The 24421-nt window shown below is 63.6% G+C and carries 21 protein-coding genes; 15 read left to right on the plus strand and 6 right to left on the minus strand.

Translation table 11 applies throughout. The features are described from left to right. Positions 1 to 19: 19 nt before the first annotated feature. On the minus strand, positions 20 to 1498 hold the full coding sequence (gene betB / locus MMB74_RS12555) for a betaine-aldehyde dehydrogenase (RefSeq protein WP_277428942.1): 1479 nt from the start codon (positions 1496 to 1498) through the stop codon (positions 20 to 22). 275 nt (positions 1499 to 1773) lie between these two features. On the opposite strand from betB, the gene fdhA reads away from it, so the two are divergent. Further along, a complete protein-coding gene (gene fdhA, locus MMB74_RS12560) occupies positions 1774 to 2970 on the plus strand; it encodes a formaldehyde dehydrogenase, glutathione-independent (RefSeq protein ID WP_277428943.1) in 1197 nt (398 codons plus the stop codon). A gap of 144 nt (positions 2971 to 3114) precedes the next feature. Here fdhA and MMB74_RS12565 read toward each other — a convergent pair whose 3' ends face one another. Beyond that, entirely contained in the window at positions 3115 to 4611 is a 1497-nt protein-coding gene (locus MMB74_RS12565) for a PLP-dependent aminotransferase family protein (RefSeq protein ID WP_277428944.1), read from the minus strand. A gap of 95 nt (positions 4612 to 4706) precedes the next feature. Between MMB74_RS12565 and MMB74_RS12570 the strand changes: the two genes are divergently transcribed. Further along, positions 4707 to 5171: a cupin domain-containing protein gene (locus MMB74_RS12570; RefSeq protein WP_277428945.1), complete on the plus strand. Its 465-nt coding sequence runs from the start codon at positions 4707 to 4709 to the stop codon at positions 5169 to 5171. A 68-nt stretch (positions 5172 to 5239) separates the two neighbouring features. Here the strand turns inward: MMB74_RS12570 and MMB74_RS12575 are convergent, their stop codons facing one another. After that, the gene (locus MMB74_RS12575; protein ID WP_277428946.1) at positions 5240 to 5872 is read right to left on the minus strand and encodes a glutathione binding-like protein; all 633 of its coding nucleotides are present in this window, start codon (positions 5870 to 5872) and stop codon (positions 5240 to 5242) included. Between the two features lie 76 nt (positions 5873 to 5948). Between MMB74_RS12575 and MMB74_RS12580 the strand changes: the two genes are divergently transcribed. Beyond that, positions 5949 to 6596 carry a TetR/AcrR family transcriptional regulator gene (locus tag MMB74_RS12580; protein WP_277428947.1) on the plus strand — a complete coding sequence of 216 codons (648 nt, stop codon included), beginning with the start codon at positions 5949 to 5951 and terminating at the stop codon, positions 6594 to 6596. Between the two features lie 28 nt (positions 6597 to 6624). On the opposite strand, the gene MMB74_RS12585 is transcribed toward MMB74_RS12580, so the two are convergent. Next, positions 6625 to 7089 (minus strand): heme-binding protein, encoded by a 465-nt coding sequence (locus MMB74_RS12585; RefSeq protein ID WP_277428948.1) that lies wholly within the window; start codon positions 7087 to 7089, stop codon positions 6625 to 6627. 127 nt (positions 7090 to 7216) lie between these two features. Between MMB74_RS12585 and MMB74_RS12590 the strand changes: the two genes are divergently transcribed. After that, positions 7217 to 8119: a LysR family transcriptional regulator gene (locus MMB74_RS12590; RefSeq protein ID WP_277428949.1), complete on the plus strand. Its 903-nt coding sequence runs from the start codon at positions 7217 to 7219 to the stop codon at positions 8117 to 8119. 25 nt (positions 8120 to 8144) lie between these two features. Here MMB74_RS12590 and MMB74_RS12595 read toward each other — a convergent pair whose 3' ends face one another. Next, positions 8145 to 8894, minus strand: coding sequence for an NAD(P)-dependent oxidoreductase (locus MMB74_RS12595; RefSeq protein ID WP_277428950.1), 750 nt, complete (start codon positions 8892 to 8894; stop codon positions 8145 to 8147). Between the two features lie 160 nt (positions 8895 to 9054). Here MMB74_RS12595 and MMB74_RS12600 point away from each other — a divergent pair, with 160 nt between their 5' ends. Continuing rightward, positions 9055 to 10473 carry a PLP-dependent aminotransferase family protein gene (locus tag MMB74_RS12600; protein WP_277428951.1) on the plus strand — a complete coding sequence of 473 codons (1419 nt, stop codon included), beginning with the start codon at positions 9055 to 9057 and terminating at the stop codon, positions 10471 to 10473. 3 nt (positions 10474 to 10476) lie between these two features. Here MMB74_RS12600 and MMB74_RS12605 read toward each other — a convergent pair whose 3' ends face one another. After that, complete coding sequence (locus MMB74_RS12605) at positions 10477 to 11496, minus strand: GlxA family transcriptional regulator (RefSeq protein ID WP_277428952.1); 1020 nt, start codon at positions 11494 to 11496, stop codon at positions 10477 to 10479. A 469-nt stretch (positions 11497 to 11965) separates the two neighbouring features. Here MMB74_RS12605 and MMB74_RS12610 point away from each other — a divergent pair, with 469 nt between their 5' ends. The 10 genes from MMB74_RS12610 (at position 11966) to MMB74_RS12655 (ending at position 24405) form a co-directional block, all read left to right on the plus strand. After that, positions 11966 to 13240: a serine hydroxymethyltransferase gene (locus MMB74_RS12610; protein ID WP_277428953.1), complete on the plus strand. Its 1275-nt coding sequence runs from the start codon at positions 11966 to 11968 to the stop codon at positions 13238 to 13240. A 79-nt stretch (positions 13241 to 13319) separates the two neighbouring features. After that, positions 13320 to 14291, plus strand: a complete 972-nt coding sequence (locus MMB74_RS12615; RefSeq protein ID WP_277428954.1) for a dipeptidase — start codon at positions 13320 to 13322, stop codon at positions 14289 to 14291. 42 nt (positions 14292 to 14333) lie between these two features. After that, positions 14334 to 14867: a DUF5943 domain-containing protein gene (locus tag MMB74_RS12620; protein WP_277428955.1), complete on the plus strand. Its 534-nt coding sequence runs from the start codon at positions 14334 to 14336 to the stop codon at positions 14865 to 14867. 83 nt (positions 14868 to 14950) lie between these two features. Then, positions 14951 to 17014 carry an NADH:flavin oxidoreductase gene (locus tag MMB74_RS12625; protein WP_277428956.1) on the plus strand — a complete coding sequence of 688 codons (2064 nt, stop codon included), beginning with the start codon at positions 14951 to 14953 and terminating at the stop codon, positions 17012 to 17014. 2 nt (positions 17015 to 17016) lie between these two features. Next, positions 17017 to 18942, plus strand: coding sequence for a (Fe-S)-binding protein (locus MMB74_RS12630; protein ID WP_277428957.1), 1926 nt, complete (start codon positions 17017 to 17019; stop codon positions 18940 to 18942). Positions 18943 to 18946: 4 nt separating this feature from the next. Continuing rightward, complete coding sequence (locus tag MMB74_RS12635; RefSeq protein WP_277428958.1) at positions 18947 to 20122, plus strand: electron transfer flavoprotein subunit alpha/FixB family protein; 1176 nt, start codon at positions 18947 to 18949, stop codon at positions 20120 to 20122. After that, on the plus strand, positions 20119 to 20904 hold the full coding sequence (locus MMB74_RS12640; RefSeq protein WP_277428959.1) for an electron transfer flavoprotein subunit beta/FixA family protein: 786 nt from the start codon (positions 20119 to 20121) through the stop codon (positions 20902 to 20904). The genes MMB74_RS12635 and MMB74_RS12640 overlap by 4 nt, the downstream gene beginning before the upstream one ends. An 81-nt stretch (positions 20905 to 20985) precedes the next feature. Further along, positions 20986 to 22227 (plus strand): aromatic ring-hydroxylating dioxygenase subunit alpha, encoded by a 1242-nt coding sequence (locus MMB74_RS12645; protein ID WP_277428960.1) that lies wholly within the window; start codon positions 20986 to 20988, stop codon positions 22225 to 22227. Between the two features lie 33 nt (positions 22228 to 22260). Continuing rightward, positions 22261 to 23418 carry a hybrid-cluster NAD(P)-dependent oxidoreductase gene (locus MMB74_RS12650; RefSeq protein ID WP_277428961.1) on the plus strand — a complete coding sequence of 386 codons (1158 nt, stop codon included), beginning with the start codon at positions 22261 to 22263 and terminating at the stop codon, positions 23416 to 23418. Between the two features lie 123 nt (positions 23419 to 23541). Beyond that, entirely contained in the window at positions 23542 to 24405 is an 864-nt protein-coding gene (locus MMB74_RS12655) for a glycine betaine ABC transporter substrate-binding protein (RefSeq protein WP_277428962.1), read from the plus strand. Positions 24406 to 24421 lie beyond the last annotated feature (16 nt).

A 24421-nucleotide genomic window follows, 5' to 3' on the forward strand; every position in this document is an offset into this window, starting at 1 on the left:
CTCTCCTTAGCAACGGAGCCTAGAACACGGGCCGATAAGGGCCGAGCTCCACCTGCACCGATTTGATCTGCGTGTAATGCTCGAGCGTGCCGATGCCGTTTTCTCGGCCGACGCCCGATTGCTTATAGCCGCCGACCGGCATCTCCGCCGGCGATTCGCCCCACGTGTTGATCCAGCAGATACCTGCTTCGAGACGGTGGATCGTGCGATGCGCGCGCGCGAGGCTCTCGGTCACGACCCCTGCCGCCAAGCCATATTGCGTTGCGTTCGCCCTCGCGATGGCTTCGTGCTCTTCGTCGAACGCAAGCAGGCACATCACGGGACCGAAAATTTCTTCGCGCACGATGCGCATATCGTCGCGGCATTGCCCGAACACCGTGGGCTGCACGTATTGGCCGCCAGCGAATTCGCCGTCGACGATGCGCTTGCCGCCAATGACGACGCGCGCGCCGTCCTGCTTGCCGCTCTCGATATAGCCGAGCACCTTGTCGAGCTGAGCGGCGCTTGCAAGCGGCCCGAAGTTCGTTTCGGGATCGGAGGGCTTGCCGATGCGAATACGCTTGACGCGCTCGACGACGAGCGCTTCGAATCCTTCCATGACCGAACGGTGAACGAATACGCGCGTACCGTTGGTGCACACTTGGCCCGCGCTGAAGAAGTTCGCGGTGACGGCGATATCGGCCGCGCGTTCGAGATCGGCATCGTCGAACACGATCAGCGGCGACTTGCCGCCCAGTTCCATCGTGACTTCCTTCAACGACGACGCGCCGGCCAGCGACATCACCTTCTTGCCCGTCTCCACGCCGCCGGTAAACGATACCTTCGCGATCGCCGGATGCTCGGCCAGCATCGAACCGACGGCGCCGTTGCCTTGCACGACGTTGAAAACGCCCGGCGGCACACCGGCTTCCGTGTAGATTTCCGCTAGCTTGAGGGCCGACAGCGGCGTGATTTCGCTCGGCTTGAAAATCATCGCGTTGCCGGCGGCGAGCGCCGGCGCCGACTTCCAGCAGGCGATCTGAATCGGGTAATTCCATGCTCCGATCCCGGCGCAGACTCCGAGCGGCTCGCGCCGCGTATAAACGAACGAGTCCTCTCTCAAGGGGATCTGGCGCCCCTCGAGCGCGGGCGCGAGCCCGGCGTAGTACTCGATCACATCGGCGCCCGTCACGATATCGACTGTGCGCGTCTCGGCGATCGGTTTGCCCGTGTCGCGCATTTCGAGTTCGGCCAGCTCGTCATTGCGTTCGCGCAGCAGCTCGACCGCGCGGCGCAGAATGCGCGAGCGCGCCATCGCGCCGAGCGCGGCCCACGCGGCCTGCCCCTCGCGCGCCGACGCCACCGCGCGTTCGATATCGGCGGCGCTCGCTTGATCGAGCGTGGCCAAGCGTTCGCCGGTTGCCGGATCGAACGTTTCGAACTGCATGCCGGATGTCGCGTCGACGTAGGCCCCGCCGATGTAAAGACGCTGCGGACCGTAGACGGAGGACAAGGTCATCGAACTCTCCAGAATTTTCGTCAGTCTTTCGAAGGCTTCCACGATAGGCGTTTTGCGTCCGCCGTTCAATCGATATGGACCGGATCGCGCGCCGCGTGTCGTGTTCTAGCAAGCACGTGTCGCGTTTTGTACGATCGCGGCGGCCCGTTGCGGACTACGCTGCAAACGGCAGCGAGCGAGTGGCGCGCATCTCGTGTTTTTGCGAATTCCAGCGTTGCGCGCCCCGCCGCAAGATGATCGCCCGTCGGCGATCGAGACGAAAGGAGACGAATACGATGAGCAGCAACCGAGGTGTCGTGTATCAAGGTTCGGGCAAGGTCGAAGTGCAATCGATCGACTATCCGAAGATGGTCGATCCGAGTGGCCGCTCGATCCAGCACGGCGTGATCCTGAAGGTGGTCAGCACGAATATTTGCGGCTCCGATCAACACATGGTGCGCGGCCGCACCACGGCGCCCGTTGGGCTCGTGCTCGGCCACGAGATCACCGGCGAGGTGGTAGAGGTGGGACGCGACGTCGAGACGCTCAAGATCGGCGATATCGCTTCCGTGCCGTTCAACGTCGCCTGCGGCCGCTGCCCGATGTGCAAGGACCAGCACACCGGCGTCTGCTTGAACGTGAACGCATCGCGAGCCGGCGGCGCTTATGGCTATGTCGATATGGGCGGGTGGATTGGCGGGCAAGCCGAGTATGTGCTGGTGCCTTACGCCGATTTCAATCTGCTGAAGTTTCCCGATCGCGATCAAGCGCTCGCGAAGATTCGCGATCTGACTTGCTTGTCCGATATCTTGCCGACGGGTTATCACGGCGCCGTCACCGCAGGCGTCAAACCGGGCTCGACCGTCTATATCGCCGGCGCGGGCCCCGTCGGGATGGCGGCCGCGGCGTCCGCGCGTTTGCTGGGCGCAGCGGTGACGATCGTCGGCGATATGAATGCGGAGCGTCTCGAGCACGCGAAGGCAATGGGATTCGAGACCGTGAACCTGTCGCTGGACGCTTCGCTCGGCGAGCAGATCGAGCAAATTCTCGGCAAACCGGAAGTCGATTGCGCCGTCGATTGCGTGGGTTTCGAAGCGCACGGACACGGCAACGCGCACACGCAAGAAGCGCCGGCCACCGTATTGAACTCGCTGATGGAAGTCACGCGTGCGGCCGGCGCCATCGGCATCCCCGGCCTTTACGTCACGGACGATCCGGGCGCGGCCGATCCGGCGGCGCGGCGCGGCAGCTTGAGCCTGCGGCTGGGCCTTGGCTGGGCCAAGTCCCATTCGTTCCATACAGGCCAAACGCCGGTGATGAAATACAACCGCAATTTGATGCAAGCCATCCTGTGGGACAGATTGCCGATCGCGAAGATCGTCAACGTCACCGTCATTTCGCTCGATCAAGCGCCCGAAGGCTACCGCGCGTTCGACGGCGGCGCGCCGCGCAAGTTCGTCATCGACCCGCACGGCATGCTCAAGGCGGCCTGAGCCTAGCCTAAACCTGAGCGTGTAGGGCGCCGCGCGGCAAAACGTTATCCGGCGGCGCCCCAGGCTCGCACCATGGGTCTCGAAGGCAGTTCGATCCCTGTACCAACCGTCCATCGGCATACACGCGAGTTCGGTTCGCCCATATCAATCGGCGCTCGCATAGCTGCCGCGCAGCGCGCTTGCGAATCTGCCAATCGAGCCCTCGATCTCGGCTTCGTCGATATAGCCGAAACCGAACGCGATACCGCTGTCGAACGTCGTTTGGCGATCGAGTAGAAAGTCGCCGGCAGGCTGTGCGCCGGCAGCATGATGCGCGGCGAGCGTCGCGATCCGCTTCGCCTGGCGGCGATCTCGATACCTGGCGTACAAGTGAATGCCTGCGCTAGGCGGGACCGCGATCAACCATTCGCCGAGTTCGCGCTCGACTACGCCGAGCAACGCATCGCGCCGGCTCGCATAGCGCTTTCTCATCGCGCGTGTGTGCTTCGCCAGGTGTCCGTCGAGGATGAAGCGTGCGAGCGCCTCTTGAAGCGCCACGTTGCCGCCGTTGTCGGCGCATTGCTTGGCCGCGGCCAAGGCGCCGATCAACCATGGTGGCGCCACGACATAGCCCACTCGAAGCGAAGGAAACATGATCTTCGAAAACGTGCCGACGTAGATCACTCGCGCTTCGCGGTCGAGCGTCTGCAGCGCATCGAGCGGGTCGCTCCCATAACGGAACTCGCCGTCGTAGTCGTCTTCGATGATGACCGCACCGGTGCGTCGCGCGAAGTCGAGCAATGCTTGCCGACGCGCGAGCGACATTGCGACGCCGGTGGGAAATTGGTGCGATGGCGTGACGCACACGATCCGGACATCGGCTGGCAACGTATCGACGATGAGCCCGTATTCGTCGACCGGCGCCGGCAAGAGTTGCGCCCCGGCCGCGAGCAGGGCCGCGCGAAGCGGCGGATAACCCGGGTCTTCGATCGCGACCTTGGTATGGCCGGGCGCGACGAGCACGCGCGCGAGCAAGTCGAACGCTTGTTGCGCGCCCGATGTGACGACTACGTCCTGCTCCGTGCAGACCACTGCGCGCGTGTAGGCGACCCACCGTGCGATGGCAGCCCGCAGTAACGGGCGGCCCGCGGCGGACGGGTAGCCGAACGCGTCGGGCAGCGCGAAGCTGCTCGAGTGCAGCAACAAGCGGCGCCAAACGTCCGCGGCGAACCAGCGATGATCAGGCAGGCCAAGGTGGAAGCCGCGAGCGGACGCCGCCGTCGCCGCAGAGCCGATAGGTTTCTCGCTTGATTGCGCTTTGCGCCAATCGATGGCGGGCGGCGGCGCCGGTCGCGTGCGAGTGCGAGTGCGAGTGCGAGTGCGCGGGGCCATCTGCCGCCACTGCGCCAGATCCGCCACCTCGGCCGCCGCACCGGGGCGCGTCACGATGAAACCTTCTGCCATCAGCAGGTCGTACGCGGCGATGACGGTATTGCGCGCGACGCCATAAGCCTGCGCCACGCGGCGCGTCGATGGCAGCGGTGTTCCGGCGGCCAACCGCTGCTCGACGATCGCGGCGCGCAACTGTTGATGGAGCCGCCGCGCGAGGGTCTGCGGCCCATGCTTGTCGAGCGAGAGTGGAAACTCGAAAACTGGTTCCATGAAACGGGTGAAATCCGGCTCAAAAAACGGTCCAGTGTACCGCTAAAGTGAGCACATGAAACGGCGCTTTTGTCGCCCGTACCGGAGCCAAGCTCATGAGCGAGTTTGAATCGACGATCCAATATCTTCCCGCGCGCATCGCGAGCGCACATGACATGCCATGGATTCCCGAATCGCCGGTCAAGTCGTGGAAGCCGCTACGCTTTTTTGCCGATGGTCGCGGTTTCGTGGAAATGATGCGCATGAGCCCCGGTGCAACGATGCCGCTGCATCGCCATACCGGCGAAATTCACGCATTCAATCTCGAAGGCGAACGGGTGCTGTGCACGGGGGAGCGCGTGGGCCCGGGCGAGTATGTCTATGAGCCGCCGGGCAATACCGATTGGTGGAAGGTGGTCGGCGAAGTGCCGCTGACGGTATTCGTGGTCGTATACGGCGAGGTCGACTTCTTGGGCGCGGATGGCGCCGTGCGCAACCGCGTTTCCGCCGAGACGCAGTTCAATGCCTATCGTCAGTACTGCGAAGCAAATGGGCTGAACGTGCTCGATCTCGTCGATTGAGCGGGCGAAGGAATCCGCCCGGCGCGAGGGTGCGCGCCGGGCAGTGTCCTGCCGTGCTGTGCCGTGAGCTACGCGTTTTCGCGTGCGAGCGCTTCCCGATAAAGCGCCATTTCCTCTTCGAACGCTCGCGCCACGGCTGGCCTGGCCAACGCCCGCTTGAAATAGGCGTGGACCGCAGGCCAATGTGCGATATCGACGTCGCAATAGCGTGCCCAGTTGAGCACCACCACTAGGTAAATGTCGGCAACGCTGAACGCGTCGAGCAACCATTCCCGAGAACTCAGGTGCTGCTGCAGCACGCTCATGCGCAGCGCGACCTTTTCGCGCGCATAGCGTTTGACGTCTTCCGGTGCGGCGGGATCGAGCATCGGCACGAACAGCGCCTTGTGCAATTCCGTGCTGATGAAGCCCAGCCACTGCTGGAGCTTGGCACGTTCGAACCCGCCGGCGGGCGCAAGCTTGGCCGCAGGGAGACGATCGGCCACGTATGGCAGGATGGCCGTGTTCTCGAACAGCAACACCCCCTCGTCAGTGCGTAGGACCGGCACTTGTCCCACCGGGTTGATCTCGAAGAAATCGCCTCCTCCGAGCACTTGTTTGCATTTTGTATCCACCTGCATGTATCGCGCCTCGTACCCGGCTTCGTAAAACGCGATACGCGTAGCCAGCGAACACGCCAGCGGCGAAAAGTACAGCTCCATGTTCGACCTCCTCCTCCTCGTTTGATTTTTGTACTATATTGAACAGAAATTCACTGCGTCAAGTATTTTATTCGAAATGGTACAAAAAGATGATGTGAGCGAGCGGCGCTCGCGCGGACGTCCTCGGGCTTATGACGCCGAGCAAGCGTTGACCCGAGCGCGCGATACGTTCTGGCAAAGCGGGTATAGCGCGACGACGCTGGATGAACTGAGCGCCGCGACGGGCATGAACCGGCCGAGCCTATACGGCGCGTTCGGCGATAAACGTGCGCTGTATCTCGCCACGCTCGAACGCTATGTCGAAGTCAATCGAATCGCGATGGAAGAGGCGTTGAGCGGCGATGCGCCGCTCGCCTATGCCCTCCGGCGTGTCTACGATCTTGCCCTGGGGCTTTACTTTTGCGCCGGTAACCCGCCGCAGGGGTGCTTCCTGATTGGCACCGCGGCCGTGGAGGCGGTGAATGACGATGCCGTGCGCGAGATCCTAGCCAAGGGATTGCGCGCGTTCGATCGTGCCTTCGAGGCGCGGTTCATTCGCGCGCAAGCGCACGGGGAACTGGGGCCCGACGCGGATGCAGCCATGCTGGCGAAGATTGCGTCCGCCATCTTGCACACGCTAGCGGTACGCTCGCGTGCCGGAGACAAGCGAGCGGCGCTGCGGGCGACGGCCGAGGCCGGCGTTGCGATGATATGCGCCGCCGGTGCGGCCAAGGGCGGGGTCTAACTGACCGCTGGGCGGCAAGCGCCGGGCGCTAGTGCAAGGAGTTCAACGAGTCCAACGCCGCCGCGCCTGCTTGCGCGACCTTGGCGTCTTCGTGCGACTGCATGCCCGAGACACCGATTGCTCCTGCCACTTCGCCGTCGACGACGAGCGGCAGGCCGCCGTCGAGCGGCGTCAGATTCGTCATGCCGAGCAAGCGCAGATGCAGCCCGCCTTGCGCTAGCGCGTCTTCGAAGCGCTTGGTCGGGCGGCGAAAGTACACGGCAGTCTGTGCCTTTTGCCGAGCGACTTCGATGCTGCCAAGCTGCGCTTGATCGAGCCGCTGCAATAAAACCAAATGCCCTGCGCTATCGACGATCGCGATCACCATCGGCCAGCCGTTGCGCTGCGCCTCGCGCTGCGCGGCCTGCGCGACGCGTTGGGCAAGCTCGAACGTAATCGGTGCGCCGTAGCGAAGGGTGGAGAGCGTAGGAAGGGTGTCGTTCGTGTCGGTCATGCGGTTTCTCTTTTAAGGAAGATCGAGGCGAATGTCATGCCTCGGCCTAGAATGTAGGCCTTGTTCGAGGCCCGCGGTAGCGGCGGGAATCGTCAGTCATTCTTCCGTAAATCGAGAGAATCCAGATATGAGGGCAGACGAGGACTACGCGGTGTTGCTGGCCGTGGCTGATCACGGCAGCTTGACCGCCGCGGCCGCTGCATTGGGGCGTTCGCTGCAATCGGTCAGCCGGACGTTGGCGGCGATGGAACGGCAATTGAACGTGGCGCTTTTCATCAGGACGACACGGCGCGTCCACGCCACGCCCGCTTGTCTTGCGTTCATCGACAGAATCCGGCCGGCGATGCGCGAGATCGTTGCGGCGCGCGAGGCGCTGGCCGACCAAGGGCCGCAGCTGCGCGGTGCGATCCGGTTGGCGGCTCCGACCTGGTTCGGGACGCACTACTTGGCGCCTGCCGTCGCCGATTTCATGACGCTGCACGGCAACGTCGCCATCGAGTTGTCGTTATCGGAGCGGCACGTCGACTTGGCCGCGGAGCGCATCGACGTTTCGCTCAGACTGGGCGCGCTCCCGCCGTCGGATCTGAAGGCGAGGCACATTGGCACGCTGCGGCGGGTGATCTTCGGCGCGCCGGGTTACTTCGCCGTTCGGGGGTACCCGCGGGTGCCCGAAGACTTGGCCGGTCATGAATGCCTGCTGCGAAAGAGCATCGAGGCGGAATCTTGGCGATTCGGCCCCGACGGTCGGGTTGTCCGTGTCAAAGGGCGGTTTCGATCGAGCCACGCGCAAGCGTGCAATCGGGCTGCGGTGGCTGGGCTCGGCATTGCGCGTGCGCCGTTGGGCCAAGTGCAGGAGTACTTGGACGCAGGCTGCATCGAACTCGTCTTGACCGAGTATGAACCCGAGCCGGCCCCGATCCATCTCGTCTGGCCGAGCCGGCGCGCGCTGCCTAGGCGGGTGCGCGCGCTCGTGGACTTTCTCGCGCAACGGATCGTCCCGGAAACCGAGCGCGCGCTGGCGCGAAGCTGATCGCTGGCGCGCATCGGCGGGCCCTTTACTGCGCGGGCGACTGCGCGAACCGCATAGCCGCACGCCAGCCCAATTCGCGCTTGGCCTTCTCGCTCGTCACTTCCGCGCCGTCTTCCGCGATGTTGAAGACGCCGCCGCGCGCGCACTGCACGGCAAGCAAGGCAGCCCAAGCCGCAGCGTCGACATGCAAGGGGCTGGCCCCCTGTGCGGTCTCGCGGCCCGTTCCCGGACCATACAGATTCCCGTAGCGCAACACGGTGCCGATGCCGCCCGATTCATTGAAGCTCAAGACAGAGCGCTCTAGCGCGATCACGCCATTGACCGTGATGGCGCGGGCGCCTTGCGCCTCGGAGTCGAGCGGCTGCGACTCCGCATACGGCGCCTGTCCGCTCGCATACGCCCATGCGATGCTTTGCGCGACGATATGTTTGCTGCCCGCAGCGCGCGCCGCCGCAACGAGGTTGGCGGTCCCTTCGGCGCGGATGCGGGCGTTGCGCGCGATGGCGTCTCCCATGGCTTTCGGATCGAGTCCTGGCGGCAGATCGGTCAACTGATGGATCACGATCGACGGTGCGATGCGCTCGATTGCATCGGCCAACGTTTCGCGATCGAACACGTCGACGAGGATCGGGTGCGCGCCTGCCGCCCGAATGCCGTCGGTGCGATCGAGACGCCGGGTCGTTCCGTAGACCTCATAGCCCGCTTCGACAAGCAACGGCGTGAGTGCGGCGCCGATCGCGCCGGCTGCGCCAGCAAGAAAGATGGTTTCGCTCATGATGGATCGGGTCCTCGGTTGTGGATTGCGCGAGTTTGCGCGTACGATGCACCAGTGAAAAGAACCAAAATCACGTGAAATGACTAGGCCATCGTCAAAGCGCGCGCCGCGCGACGTTCATCGAAACGCTGCGTTTTCCCCCATCGATAGGCGAACGCGGGTGCCGCTCGCACGCCAAATCTACGAGCGCTTGTTGATGGCGATCGACACCGGCGTGCTCGCGCCGGGAGTGCGGGTGGCGTCCGCGCGTACGCTGGCGAGCGAGTTGGGCGTCGCGCGCGGCACGGTCGAAGCCGCGTATCAGCGGCTGGCCGGAGAAGGCTACCTATTGGCGCGCGGTCCGGCCGGGACGATCGTGTCGCCCCATCTGCCGCGCGCGCCGCGCGCCGGGCGTGCTTCCGCACCTGCGCCAGTGGGGCGGGCCACGATAACATCGAAGCCGAAGCGGCTCGCCTCGCTGGCGTCGCAAGCTCAGTCGCCGTTGCCGCTGCAATTGGGCATCCCGGCGCTCGATGCATTTCCGCGCAAAGTGTGGGCAAGGCTCGCGGCGCGCCGCGTTCGGACGAGCTCGATAGCTGATCTCGGATATGGCGATCCGTGCGGGGAGCCCGCGCTTCGGCAAGCCATCGCCGCATATCTGCTCGTGTCGCGCGGTGTTCCGTGCAGCGCCGATCAGGTGTTCGTCACGACAGGCTATTGCGCCTCGCTCACGTTGGCGGCGAGCGTGCTGCTGCGGCGTGGCGAGACCGTATGGATCGAAGATCCCGGCTACCCGCTCACGCGCACGGTGTTGGAAAGCGGGTCGTGGATTGCGCATCCGGTCCCCGTCGACGCGGACGGCCTGAACGACGCGGCCGGTCGCGAGGGGGCGCCCCACGCTCGTATGGCCGTGGTGACGCCGTCGCACCAAGCGCCGCTGTGCGTCTCGATGACGGTCGCGCGCAGGCTAGCGTTGCTCGACTGGGCGTCGCATGCGAAGGCTTGGATATTCGAAGACGACTACGACGGCGAGTTTCACTACGCCGGGCCTACGTTGCCCGCGCTCAAGAGCTTGGATGCGCGCGACCGCGTCGTCTATGCCGGGAGCTTTTCGAAAGTGCTGTTCCCCGCGCTATCGCTCGGGTATGTGGTGGCCCCGAAGGCAACCGCACCCGCGTTCGAACGCGCGCTTCGCGCCGCGCCGAGCCGCGGTTCGCGCTTGTTGCAGGAGACGGTTGCCGAACTATTGACGGCTGGACACTTCGCCCGTCATTTGAAGAAAATGCGCTTGCTCTATGCGCGACGGCGCGCTTGGCTCGTGCAGGCATTGCGCGAGGCGCTCGGTGAGCGGCTGGAGGTCGATCCGACCCGCGGGGGGATGCATCTGGTCGTGCGCATTCGCGCGCGCGTCGGCGATCGCACGCTGGCGCGCCGGGCCCAAAAAGCGGGATTCGCGTGTCAGGCGCTTTCGGAGCGGTATGCGACGACTGCGCTGCGCCGGCGCAGCCACGGCTTGCTGATGGGTTTCACCAACGTGGGGTCGCCCGCGCAAGCGCGAGAGATCGCGCGCGGTTTGCGCGCTGCGTTCGCTATCGAGTGAGTTTCAACAGTGCAGCGCAGGCACTACCGGCGCGGCGCTCGGCGCGCCGGCAAACGGCGCCACCTGCTTGCGGCGTTCGCGCGTGGGCGCGGTGCCGAACGCGTCGCGATAGCTCTTGCTGAAATGGCACGCCGATTGGAAGCCGCACGCCATCGTGATGTGCATGATGGACATGTCGGTTTGCAACAGCAGTTCGCGTGCGCGGCGCAGGCGCAGCGTGAGGTAGTAGTGCGTGGGCGTCATGCCCAGATGTTCTCTGAACAAGCGTTGAAGCTGCCGCTGCGACATGTTCGCGAGCCGCGCGAGCTCCTCGCGCGATAGCGGCTCCTCGATGTTGTTCTCCATCAATGCGATGACTTCGAACAGCGACTTGTTCGCGGACCCCAAGCGGGCGACGAGCGGCATGCGTTGCTGAGCGCTCGTATCGCGGACATGCTCGACGATGAATTGCTCGGCGATCTGCGTGACGCGCGGCGTGCCGATCCGGGGGGCGATCAGGTGCAACATCATGTCGAGCGGCGCGACCCCGCCCGTGCAAGTGATGCGATCGCGATCGATGACGAACAGCTCTTTCAAGAAACGCGTGCTGGGAAACTCTTCCTTCAGCGCCGACATGTTCTCCCAATGGATCGCGCATGCGTATCCATCGAGCAAGCCCGCGCGAGCGAGCGCGTACGTGCCGGTGCAAAGGCTGCCGAGCGCGACGCCGGATCGCGCGAAGCGACGCAACTCCGATAGATGCGTGTTCGTCGTCGCGTGTTGCACATCCACGCCGCCGCACACGAAGACGACGTCCGGTTGCTGCTGGAGCGATGCGACCGGCGCCGTCTCGACGGCGAGGCCGTTGCTGGCCGTGACCGGACCTCCGTCGGGGCTCACGACGGTCCAGCGATACAGCTCCTGGCCGCTGAGATAGTTCGCCATCCTAAGCACTTCGACCGCGTTCGAGAACGCGATCATCGTGAAGTTGGGCAAAGCCATGAACGCGAAGTTTGAAAGCGACGCAGTGCGATCAGGCGACATGTGGGGTGTTCCTTCGAATCCGAATCGTGTGCTGCCGCTGGTCTTGCCGAGCCAAAGGCGCGTTTTCATTGTGGGATCGAGGGCAACAAGCATGCCATACGGCTTAACCCTAGGATGGGCGGGCATGCGCTTGAATGGTGCACCGCCACTGTGCGTTCGATGCCCTTCTGTAGCGCTTGGCGGCGATTCTTCTACCTCTAAATGGTGCGTAGCATCAACGCAAACCGGGTGCGATCGGACTGCGACCGATGAGCGCGCTCGAAGGGCAGGCGCCGCCGTGTCGACCTGCTTTCGCCTCTCGCTTTCACCTGATCAAACTTGTCCAAAACGGACGCCCGTGTCGGAAAAGGCAAAGAACGCGTCTGAATTCGTCAATCCGCGAAATGGGCGAACGACAAGAATAGAGCCGTCGCCAACGAACGGCGGCGGCGCCACAGCATAAGCGCCGCGCCATCAATACGGATCCGCCATGTCGAATACAGAGCCGATTTTCACGCAGACACTTGCCGAACGCGATGCGCCCGTGCGTGCGGCGCTCCTACGCGAGCTCGAGCGACAACAGTCGCAGGTCGAGTTGATCGCATCGGAGAACATCGTTTCCCGCGCTGTGCTCGAAGCGCAAGGCTCTGTGCTGACGAATAAATATGCCGAAGGCTATCCGGGCAAGCGCTATTACGGCGGGTGCGAATTCGTCGACGAAGTGGAGTCGCTTGCCATCGAGCGCGTCAAGCGGTTGTTCGGGGCGCAATTCGCCAACGTCCAGCCGCATTCGGGCGCACAGGCGAACGGCTCGGTCATGCTGGCGCTCGCCAAGCCGGGCGACACCATCCTCGGCATGTCGCTCGATGCGGGCGGCCACCTCACGCATGGCGCCAAGCCTGCGCTTTCGGGCAAGTGGTTCAACGCCGTGCAGTATGGCGTGAGCCGCGACACGATGCTGATCGATTACGACCGCGTCGAGGCGCTGGCCGACGAGCACCGCCCGAGCCTGATCATTGCGGGCTTTTCGGCATACCCGCGCGCGCTCGATTTCGCGCGCTTTCGCGCCATTGCGGATCGCGTCGGCGCGAAACTGATGGTCGATATGGCGCACATCGCAGGCATCATCGCGGCGGGGCGCCACGCCAACCCGGTCGAGCATGCCCACGTCGTCACCTCGACCACGCACAAGACGCTGCGCGGCCCGCGCGGCGGCTTCGTCCTCACCAACGACGAGGACATCGCCAAGAAGATCAACTCGGCCGTGTTCCCGGGGCTGCAAGGCGGCCCGCTCATGCACGTGATCGCGGGCAAGGCCGTCGCGTTCGGCGAGGCGCTCGAAGATGGCTTCAAGCGTTACATCGATCGCGTGCTCGCCAATGCGCAAGCGCTCGGCGCGGTGCTGCGCGAAGGCGGCGTCGATCTCGTGACGGGCGGCACCGACAATCACTTGCTGCTCGTCGATCTGCGGCCGAAGGGTCTCAAAGGCACCCAAGTGGAGACTGCCCTCGAGCGCGCCGGCATCACCTGCAACAAGAACGGCATTCCGTTCGACACCGAGAAGCCGACGGTGACCTCGGGCATTCGCCTCGGCACGCCTGCGGGAACGACGCGCGGCTTCGGCACGGAGCAGTTCGAACAGATCGGCCGCTTGATTCTTCAGGTGTTCGACGCGTTGACGCATCACCCCGAAGGCGATGCGCAGACCGAGCAGCGCGTGCGGCGCGAGATTTTCGCGTTGTGCGAGCAATACCCGATCTATTGAGTTCGCCCGCGAGTTCAACGCTGCACGCTTAGCGGCTCACGCCGATTTCCATTGCACTAGCCCACGCCCGGAGCAATCGATGTCCACTTTGCACGAGAACAGCATCATCATCGACGGCCTGAACATCTCCAAGTTCGAACGATCGGTCTTCGAAGACATGCGCAAGGGCGGCATCACGGCCGCCAATTGCACGGTATCGGTCTGGGAGAGCTTCGCCAAGACCGTCGACAACATCGCGCTCATGAAGCAGCAAATTCGGGAGAACGCCGAGATCCTGACGCTCGTGCGCACGACCGATGACATTGCACGCGCCAAGCGCGAGAACAAGACCGGGGTCATCCTCGGGTTTCAGAACGCCCACGCGTTCGAGGACAACTTAGGCTACATCGAAGCGTTCGCCGATATGGGCGTGCGCGTCGTGCAGCTTTGCTACAACACGCAGAACCTGGTCGGCACGGGCTGCTACGAGCGTGACGGCGGGCTTTCCGATTTCGGCCGTGAAGTCATCACGGAGATGAATCGCGTGGGCATCATGGTCGATCTGTCGCATGTCGGCGGGAACACCTCGTCCGAGGCGATCGCGTTCTCGAAGAAGCCCGTTTGCTATTCGCACTGCTTGCCGTCGGGGCTCAAGGAGCATCCGCGCAACAAGAGCGATGCACAGTTGAAGGAGATCGCCGATGCGGGCGGCTTTGTCGGCGTCACGATGTTCGCGCCGTTCCTCAAGCGCGGCATCGATGCGACGGTCGAGGACTATATCGAAGCGATCGACTACGTCGTCAATCTGATCGGCGAAGACGCGGTCGGCATCGGCACCGATTTCACGCAGGGCTACAGCGTCGATTTCTTCGATTGGCTCACGCACGACAAAGGCCGCTATCGCCGGTTGACGAACTTCGGCAAGGTGGTCAATCCGGAAGGCATCCGTACCATCGGCGAATTCCCGAATCTCACGGCCGCGATGGAACGCGCAGGGTGGAACGAGACGCGGATCCGCAAGATCATGGGCGAGAACTGGGTGCGCGTATTCCGCGAAGTGTGGGGCGCGTAAGGCGCCATTATCGCCATAACCGTTTAGTCAGGAACCTTTCTCATGCAACCGCAACTTCCGATCGACGTCGATCCCGATACCGGCGTATGGACGACGGACGCGCTGGCAATGCTTTACGTGCCGCGCCATTTCTTCACGAACAACCACGTTGCCGTGGAGGAGGCGCTTGGACGCGAGGCGTACGCCGACATTCTCTACAAGGCAGGCTACAAGTCGGCTTATCACTGGTGCGATAAGGAAGCCAAGCAACATGGCCTCGCCGGCATGGCGGTATTCGAGCACTACTTGAAACGCCTGTCGCAACGCGGCTGGGGGCTGTTCAAGATCGCCGAAGCGGATCCCGCAAGCGCGCACGCGCGCATCGAACTGCGCCATTCTTCGTTCGTGCTCGCCCAGCCCGGGAAGGAAGGCAAGCTTTGCTACATGTTCGCCGGTTGGTTCGCCGGGGCGATGGATTGGGTCAACGATACCGATACGAGCGGCCGTAAAGGGCCTCGCTCGCAATCGAAGGAAACGCAATGCGCCGGCGAAGGGCACGCGCACTGTGTCTTCGAGGTCTCGCCGCTTCCCCATTAACACGACGCTCGTCGTCGCAGCAACACGCGTCAAGACGTTACGGCAGTAAAGCTCGTCACAGAATTCGTTCGAGGTCGATCGACATGCGCTACCCCCATCTGTTCAAACCGATGACGCTGAATCAACTGACGCTGCGCAATCGCATCGTCAGCACGGCGCATGCGGAAGTCTATGCGGAGCCGGGCGGCCTGCCCGGCGATCGTTATATCCGCTACTACGAGGAGAAGGCGAAGGGCGGCGTGGGCTTGGCTGTCTGCGGCGGTTCGAGCCCCGTGTCGATCGACAGTCCTCAAGGCTGGTGGAAGTCGGTCAATCTGGCGACAGATCGCGTGATCGATCCTTTGAACCGCCTCGCCGAGTCGATGCACCGCCACGGCGCGAAGATCATGATTCAAGCGACGCACATGGGTCGTCGCTCCGCGTTTCACGGCGAGCATTGGCCGCATCTGATGACGCCTTCCGGCGTGCGCGAGCCCGTGCATCGCGGCAATGCGAAGACGATCGAAGTGGAAGAGATTCGCCGCATCATTCAGGATTTTGCCGCCGCGGCCAAGCGCGTCAAGCAGGCCGGCATGGATGGAATCGAAATCTCCGCCGCGCACCAGCACTTGATCGATCAGTTCTGGAGCCCGCGCACCAACTTCCGCACCGACGAGTGGGGCGGCAGCCTCGCCAATCGCCTGCGTTTCGGCGTCGAAGTGCTGACGGCCGTGCGCGAAGCCGTCGGGCCTGACTTCGTCGTCGGGCTGCGCATGTGCGGCGACGAGTTTCACGAGGACGGTCTCGATCACGAGCAACTGAAGGAAATCGCGCATGCGATGGCCGAGACGCGCCTCATCGATTACCTCGGCGTGATCGGCTCGGGCGCCGACACGCACAACACATTGGCTAACTGCATGCCGCCGATGGCGCTGCCGCCCGAGCCGTTCGTGCATTTGGCGGCCGGCATCAAGTCGGTGGTCGACATCCCCGTCATGCACGCGCAAAGCATTCGCGACGCAGGCCAAGCCGAGCGTTTGCTGGCCTCGGGAATGATCGATCTCGTGGGCATGACGCGCGCGCAGATCGCGGATCCGCATATGGTCATCAAGATCCGCGACGGACGCGAGGACGAAATCAAGCAGTGCGTCGGCGCCAACTATTGCATCGACCGGCAATACAACGGCCTCGACGTGCTTTGCGTGCAGAACGCCGCGACCTCGCGTGAAGCGACGATGCCGCATGTGATCGAGAAATCGCGCGGGCCCAAGCGTAAAGTCGTCGTCGTCGGCGCGGGGCCGGCTGGGTTGGAAGCCGCGCGCGTCGCGCGCTCGCGCGGGCACGATGTCGTATTGTTCGAGAAGAATACCGAAGTCGGCGGACAGATTTTGTTGGCTGCGAAGGCGCCGCAGCGCGAGCAGATGGCCGGCATCGTGCGCTGGTTCGATATGGAGACCAAGCGTCTCGGCGTCGACCGCCGTTTGGGCGTCGAGGCCGACGAGAAAGCGATCCTGGCCGAGAAGCCCGACATCATCGTGCTTGCCACAGGCGGCCGCGCGTTCTCCGATCAGGGCGCGGATTGGGGCGTTGCGCAAGGACTGGCTGTCAGCTCGTGGGACATCCTCTCGGGGCGCGTCGAGCCGAAGCAGAATGTGCTCGTCTACGACGGCGTCAGCACGCACGCGGGCGCGGGCGTGGCCGATTTCATCTCGAGCCGCGGCTCGAAGGTCGAGATCGTCACCCCCGATGTGAAAATCGCCGACGATTGCGGCGGCACGACTTTCCCGATCTTCTATCGGCGCCTCTATGCGCAAGGCGTGATCCATACGCCGAACTTCTGGCTCGACCGCGTCTATGAGGAAGACGGCAAGAAGATCGCCGTGCTGCGCAACGAATATACGGAAGAGCAGGAAGAGCGCGCCGTCGATCAAGTCGTGATCGAAAACGGTAGCACGCCTAACGATTCGCTCTATTGGAAGCTCAAGCCGGAATCGCTCAATCGCGGGCAAATCGACGTGCACAAGCTCTTTGCAGCCGAGGCGCAACCCTGCTTGTCCGAGGAGTTGGGCAATGGCCGCTTCCTGTTGTTCCGCGTGGGGGACTGCATCTCGATGCACAACATTCACGGCGCGATCTATGACTCGCTGCGGCTTTGCAAGGACTTTTGATCATGAGCCCGGCCTTTCTCATCACAGTTCTGCTCTGGCTGTCGGTCGGCGGCCTTGTCTTCGCCGTCGCCAAGCGTTCTGCGTACTGGCGTCTCGGGCGAGCCACGACACCCGGCGCGTTCGGTATTTGGAATCTATTCGCCATTCCGAAGCGCTATTTCGTCGATCTGCACCATGTCGTTGCGCGTGATCCGTATATCGCGAAGACTCACGTCGCGACGGCCGGGGGGGCGATCGCCGCGCTGGCGCTCGTGTTCGTCAACTACGGACTAGGCATCTATTCCCCGTGGCTCGATAAGCTGATTTTTCTCGCGGCGCTTGCGATGTTGATCGGGGCGGTTTTCGTGTGGCGCCGTCGTCGAGCGAAGGACGTGCCGGCCCGGTTGTCGCGCGGTCCTTGGAACACGTTGCCTTGGCTGCTCGGCTCGTTTGCGTTCGGTCTCGCGCTCTATACGCTCGTGCCGGCCGCCGCGATGTCGCGCGGGTTCGCCGTGATCTGCGCGGTGCTGATCGGCATCGGCGCGTTCGCGATGACGATGGGCGCGGCCAAGGGCGGCCCGATGAAGCATGCGATCGCCGGCTTGCTGCACCTCGCTTTCCATCCGCGCCAGGAACGCTTCGCCCAAACGCGGGAGTCGTATACCGGAAACGGCGACGCGACGCCCCCGACCGCACTGAAATTGCCCGATATCGAGCATCGCGACTACGGGGTGGCCAAGCCGGTCGAGTTTCGCTGGAATCAGTTGCTCAGTTTCGACGCATGCGTGCAGTGCGGCAAGTGCGAGGCAGCCTGCCCGGCATTCGCCGCAGGGCAGCCGCTCAACCCGAAAAAGCTGATTCAAGACCTCGTTACCGGGATGGTCGGCGGCACCGATGCGGCGTATGCGGGCAGCCCCACGCCCGGTATCGCGATCGGGCGTCACGGTGGCCAGCCTAACGGCCCCATCGTCTCGGGCTTGATCGAATCGGACACGATTTGGTCGTGCACCACCTGCCGTGCGTGCGTTCAAGAATGCCCGATGCTGATCGAGCATGTGGACGCCATCGTCGATATGCGGCGCCATCGCACGTTGACCGAAGGCGACGTCCCGGGCAAGGCGCCGGAGGTGCTCGCCAATTTGCGCGAGACGGGGAGTGCGGGCGGCTACGACATCTCGGCGCGATATGACTGGGCGGTCGATCTGAACGCTCGCGTCGCACAACCGGGCGTGCCCGTCGACGTATTGCTGATCGCCGGCGAAGGCGCGTTCGACATGCGGTACCAACGCACGCTGCGCGCGCTCGTCAAAGTGCTGAATAAAGCGGGGGTGGATTTCGCGGTGCTGGGTGGGGCCGAGGCCGATACCGGCGACGTCGCGCGCCGGCTGGGCGACGAAGCCACGTTTCAGCGCATGGCAAAAGGCATGATGTCGACGCTAGGCGCGCTGAGCTTCAAGCGAATCGTGACGGCCGACCCGCACGTCATGCACAGTCTGCGCAACGAATACCGTGCGTTGGGCGCGCGTTATGAGGTTCAGCATCATACGAGCCTCGTCGCCGAACTCGTGCAAGCGGGCCGCCTTTCACCGAAGGCCTCCGCCGCGTTGGCCGACAAGCGCATCACCTATCACGATCCGTGCTACCTGGGCCGCTACAACGGCGAAACGGAAGCGCCGCGGCGCCTGCTCAAATCGATCGGTATCAAGGTGGTCGAAATGGAGCGCCACGGCATGCGCGGGCGCTGCTGCGGCGGGGGCGGAGGCGCGCCGCTGACCGATATCCCGGGCAAAGCGCGGATTCCCGATATCCGCATGGCGGACGCCCGCGCGATCGGCGCGGAGGTGGTCGCCGTGGGGTGCCCGAACTGCACGGCGATGCTCGAAGGCGTCGTGGGTCCCCGGCCAGAGGTGCTCGACGTCGCCGAGCTCGTTGCTGCCGCGCTGGAGTGAGGCCATGAATAACGTCAAACGAATCGATCCGCGCCGGCCCTTCGTCATCGCGCCGTCGGGGCTCAAGCGCATTACGCTAGGCGCGGAACATATCGCGGGCGCGATCGACGAAGCGGCGCAAGCCGCGTTGCATGGCTCGCATACCCAGAAGGCGAAACCGCGCCGCGTGTATGAAGCCGGCGCGCGCGCGCTGCTCGTCGCCGCGCATAGCGATCGGGGCGCGCTCGACGAGCACGCGCGGCAGACGATCGCCGCGGCGGCCATCGTGGCCGATGCGGCAACGGAAGTGATCTTGGTGGTGTTCGGCGAGTTGACCGACGATGCCGCTGCGCTCGGCGCGGACAAGGTCGTCGAATTTCCCGCCTTGGCGCGGCCCGCATTTGCCCCGGATCAAGCACTGGCCGCGTTGCGCGACTGCGTATCCGCGTTCGAGCCCGCGCATGTCTTATTGCCCGACAACGCAACGGGAGACGGCGATCTGGGCCGGCGTTACGCCGCGCGCGTCAACGCCAGCATTGCGACGCACGTCGTCGAGATCGACGCCGAGCATGTCGGTTGCTATGCCCATGCGGGCGTATCGTTTGCCACACGCGCCTGGCCCGACGTCATCCTGCTCGCTCCCGAGGCCGTGGCGGCGAAGCTGCCGTTCGTCGGCGCCGGCGAACGCGTGGCCGTGCCGAGCGAGGCCTGCGCGCCATCGAATACGACGCGATACGTCGACCGAGGCACGACACAGCTCGACGCCGCGCAAGTGGCGCTCGAGGAGGCCGATTTCATCATCTCCGCCGGCAACGGCGTGACCGACATCGCCGCTTTCGAAGCCCTCGCGAAAACGCTGGGTGCGGCGATCGGCGCGAGCCGAGTGGCGGTCGATAACGGCCACTTCACGCGCGACAAGCAGGTTGGAGCGACGGGCAAGACCGTCAACGCGAGCGTCTATATCGCCTTCGGGATATCGGGCGCCGTCCAGCATTTGCAAGGGATCAAAGACTGCCGGCACGTCATCGCCGTCAATCTCGACGGCAGTGCGCCGATCGTCAAGCGCGCCAATCTCACGGTGATCGGCGACGCGCAGTCCACCATCACGGCGCTGGCGGGCCAGGTGGAGCAGGCCAAGCAAGCGAGTCATCTAACGGTCGCGCAGGCGAGCGCCAACGTTCGTGAAGGGGTGGCGGCATGAACAAGATAGAGAAGCTGGATCGGATTGCCGTACTGGTCTCGGTGGGGCGACACCGCGTGAGCGGCGTCTCGTGCTACAGCCGCAACGACGCCGCCGCGCTCGAAATTGCGCGCACGCTGGCGCAAAAGCACGGCGCGCAGCTAGAGGTGCTGCATGCCGGGGACGCATCGAATTTGGCCTTGACGGATTACTTGGCGTTGGGCGCGCCGCGCATCGACGTGTTGGCTTGCAATGACAACGACGACGCGGCGCTGCTGCTGGCGCAGCGCTTGCGGGGCGTTCCCCTCGTCCTGACCGGGACCCGCGCGGAAGGGGCCTACGATACGGGCATGCTTCCTTATCGGTTGGCCGAAGCCCTGGGATACGCGCTGGTCGAATCCGCGCTCGATGTTGCCGTTCAACGCGATGGCGTGGCGATCACGCAGTTCCTGCCGAAGGGCTTTCGTCGCGGCATCGAAGCGTCCCTGCCTGCCGTCGTCGCGGTTCACCCGCAAGCGGCCGTGACGCCTCGCTACGCGTATGCGCGTGCCGCGGACGGCGCGATCGAGCCGCACCGCGGGTCCGCTTCGCCCGACAGCGATGCGCACGCGTGGCGAATCGCACCGGCGCAGCGCAAGCCGATCAAGCTCGCCGCAGCAGAAAAGCGCTCCGGGCATGCACGCATGTTGACGGCCACGACGACGGAAAGCCGTGGCGGAAACGTCGTAATTGAGGGGACTTCGGTCGAAAAAGCACAAGTGATCCTCAGTTATTTGCGAGAGCATCGACTCGTCGATTATTGAAATCGAAAGGCCGTCCGGCCTTGAAGACACGAACTTAGCGACAAGCACTTGTACAGCAAGTCAAAAGCATCCGGAGCAGACATGACCGTATCCGCAGACATTCGCGCGCTCATCGAACGGCGCAAGAAGGGCTACAGCCTCGAAGCGCCGTTTTACCGCAGCGAAGAAATTTTCGCGCTCGATATGGAAGCGATTTTCCGCAAGCACTGGATTCATGTAGCGGTCGAACCCGATATTCCCGAGCCTGGCGATTACGTGACCGTCGAGCTAGCCGGCGAATCGGTGCTGATCGTGCGTGACGACGACATGTCGATTCGCGCGTTCCACAACGTTTGCCGCCACCGCGGCGCGCGCCTGTGCAACGAGGAACGCGGCACGGTCGGCAACATCGTGTGTCCCTATCACAGTTGGACCTACAACTTGAGCGGCGCGCTCATGTTCGCCGAGCATATGGGCGAGAAGTTCGACCGCTGCAAGCACAGCCTGAAGTCGGTCCACGTGGAGAGCGTGGGCGGGCTGATCTTCATTTGCCTCGCACCGGAGCCCCCCACCGATTTTGCCGTCATGCGCGCGGCGATGGAACCGTACCTGCTCCCCCACGATCTTGCCAACTGCAAGATCGCGGCGCAGGTGGACATCATCGAGGAAGGCAATTGGAAGCTGACGATGGAAAACAATCGCGAGTGTTATCACTGCGTCGCGAACCATCCCGAGCTGACCATCTCGCTCTATGAATACGGCTTCGGCTACCAGCCCTCACCGGCCAACGCCGAGGGTATGGCCGCCTTCGAGCGCACCTGCGTCGAGCGCGCGGCGCAGTGGGAAGCGATGAGCTTGCCTTCGGTCGAAATCGAGCGCCTGAGCGATGTCACCGGTTTTCGCACGCAGCGCCTGCCGCTCGATCGCAACGGCGAATCGCAAACGCTCGATGCGAAAGTCGCGTCCAAGAAGCTACTCGGCGAATTCCAGCGCGCCGATCTGGGCGGCCTGTCGTTCTGGACGCAACCGAATTCGTGGCACCACTTCATGAGCGATCACATCGTCAGCTTTTCGGTGATCCCGCTCTCAGCCGGTAAGACGCTCGTGCGCACGAAGTGGATGGTGCACAAGGATGCGGTTGAAGGCGTCGATTACGACGTCCCGAATCTGACGGCGGTGTGGAATGCAACGAACGCACAGGACCGTGCGCTCGTCGAGTTCTCGCATCGCGGCGCGGGCAGCAGCGCCTACGAGCCGGGTCCGTATTCGCCGTTCACGGAAGGGCTTGTCGAAAAATTCTGCGATTGGTATATCGGCCGCCTCGGCGCGCACGTCGCCGCTTAACGATCGGTCAGTCAGCAAGGGACGAGGCATAGCATGATGCGAGACGCGCAAACCTTAGAGCCGCATGAAGGACGCCTCACGCGCCCCGCATTCTGGAGCGCGCTCGGCGCGCCTTGGAGCAGCGACGACGAGGAAACGCTCGTCTGCTGCCAAGTGCGGCAGGAAACGCACGACGTGAAGAGTTTCTTCTTCATGTCGCGCGAGGGAAGGACATTCTCGTTCGAGCCCGGGCAGTTCATCACGCTGGAACTGGAAATCGACGGCGAGACGATCAATCGTTGCTATACCATCTCGTCGGCTCCAACCCGCCCGCACACAATTTCCATCACGGTCAAGCGCGTGCCGGGCGGCAAGGTATCGAATTGGCTGCACGAAAACTTGCGCGCCGGCGATGCCGTGCGGGTGCTCGGGCCAGCCGGCGAATTCACCTGCGCGCGCCATCGCGCGGGCAAGTATTTGTTCTTGTCCGCTGGCTCTGGCATTACGCCGCTGATGTCGATGAGCCGCTCTCATCACGAGCTCGGCGAAGATCGCGATATCGTTTTTATCCATAGCGCGCGCACGCCCGACGACATTATTTTTGCGCGCGAGCTCGATCTCATCGCGTCGAATCAGCAGCATTTCAGAACCTCCTTTGTGTGCGAGCGCGTGGGTCACCGGACCAATTGGCCTGGCGTCACCGGCTTCTTGACGTTGCCTTTGCTTCGTTTGATCGCTCCCGATTTCATGGAGCGCGAGATCTTCACGTGTGGTCCGGCGCCTTACATGAAGGCGGTGCGCGACTTGCTCGATGAAGCGGGTTTCGATCGCGCGCGATATCACGAGGAAAGCTTCTCTTTCGATTCGCTTTCGCCCGCCGAGCAGGCCGCAGCGAGTGAAGGCGCGAGCGCGCCGGTGGAGGGCGAGGCTGCATCGGGCGAGACCCAAGCCCGATATGCCGTGACGTTCGCCAAGACCCACCGCGACATCGAATGCGGTGCGCACGAACACGTCCTTGACGCCGCCAAGCGAGCGGGGCTGCGACTGCCGTCGTCATGCACGCAGGGCATGTGCGGGACATGCAAGGTCAAACTCGTCTCGGGGCAGGTCGACATGCGCCACAACGGCGGCATCCGTCAGCGCGAGATCGATCAAGGGATGGTATTGCTTTGCTGCAGCAAACCGCTCAGCGATTTAGTCGTCGACAAATAACGGCATCCGGCGGTCGCTTCCGTGCAAACGCGTGTCGGAAAATGCAGTCACCGACGATTTTTGGCTATTCAATCTAAAGCTTGTATCACCCGCGCCGCGGATGGACGACCAGGAGAGACCACTATGAATCTGCTTAAACAGTTGCTGCTGAGCGCCGCGTTAGGCGCGGCGCTCGCAAGTGCGGCGCCGGCGTTTGCCGATGGCAAGCCGACGATCAAGATCGGTTACGTCGAAGGATGGGACGATAGCGTGGCGACGTCCAACGTCGCGGCGCAAGTCATCGAAACGAAGCTCGGCTACCCGGTCAAGCTCGTGCCGGTGGCGGCCGGCGTGATGTGGGGCGGGGTGGCGCGCGGCGATCTCGACGCCACGCTGTCGGCTTGGCTGCCGGCCACGCACGCGGCGTATTGGGAGCAATACAAATCGAAGGTCGAGGACCTCGGCGCCAACTTCACCGATGCCAAGATCGGGTTGGTCGTGCCCATGGACGTCAAGGCGACGACGATCGCCGATCTCGAGGCGCAAAAGAGCGAATTCAGCGGGCGGATCGTCGGTATCGATGCAGGCGCTGGCGTGATGAAGAAGGCTGACGATGCGATCAAGGCATACAACCTCAGCTATCAATTGATGCCGAGCTCGGGCAGCGCGATGACGGCCGAGTTGGCGCGCGATATTCATGCGAACAAGCCGATCGTGGTAACGGGCTGGGCGCCGCACTGGATGTTCGCCAAATGGAAACTCAAGTTCCTCGAAGATCCGAAGAAGGTATTCGGCGGTTCCGAGCACGTCGACAACGTGATCAACCCCGAGCTCGACAAGAAGGCGCCGCAGGTGGTCGAGTTCTTGAAGAAGTTCCAATGGAAGCCGGGCGAGATCGACGGTGTGATGCTTGCGGCGCAGAACGGCACGAAGCCGCAGGACGCGGCCAAGGCATGGGTGTCGGCTCACCCCGATCGCGTGGCCAGCTGGGTCGCGGACGTCAAGTAGCGCGAAGTATCGAGTG

The sequence above is a fragment of the Trinickia sp. Y13 genome, assembly GCF_029522115.1.
Taxonomy (GTDB): domain Bacteria; phylum Pseudomonadota; class Gammaproteobacteria; order Burkholderiales; family Burkholderiaceae; genus Trinickia.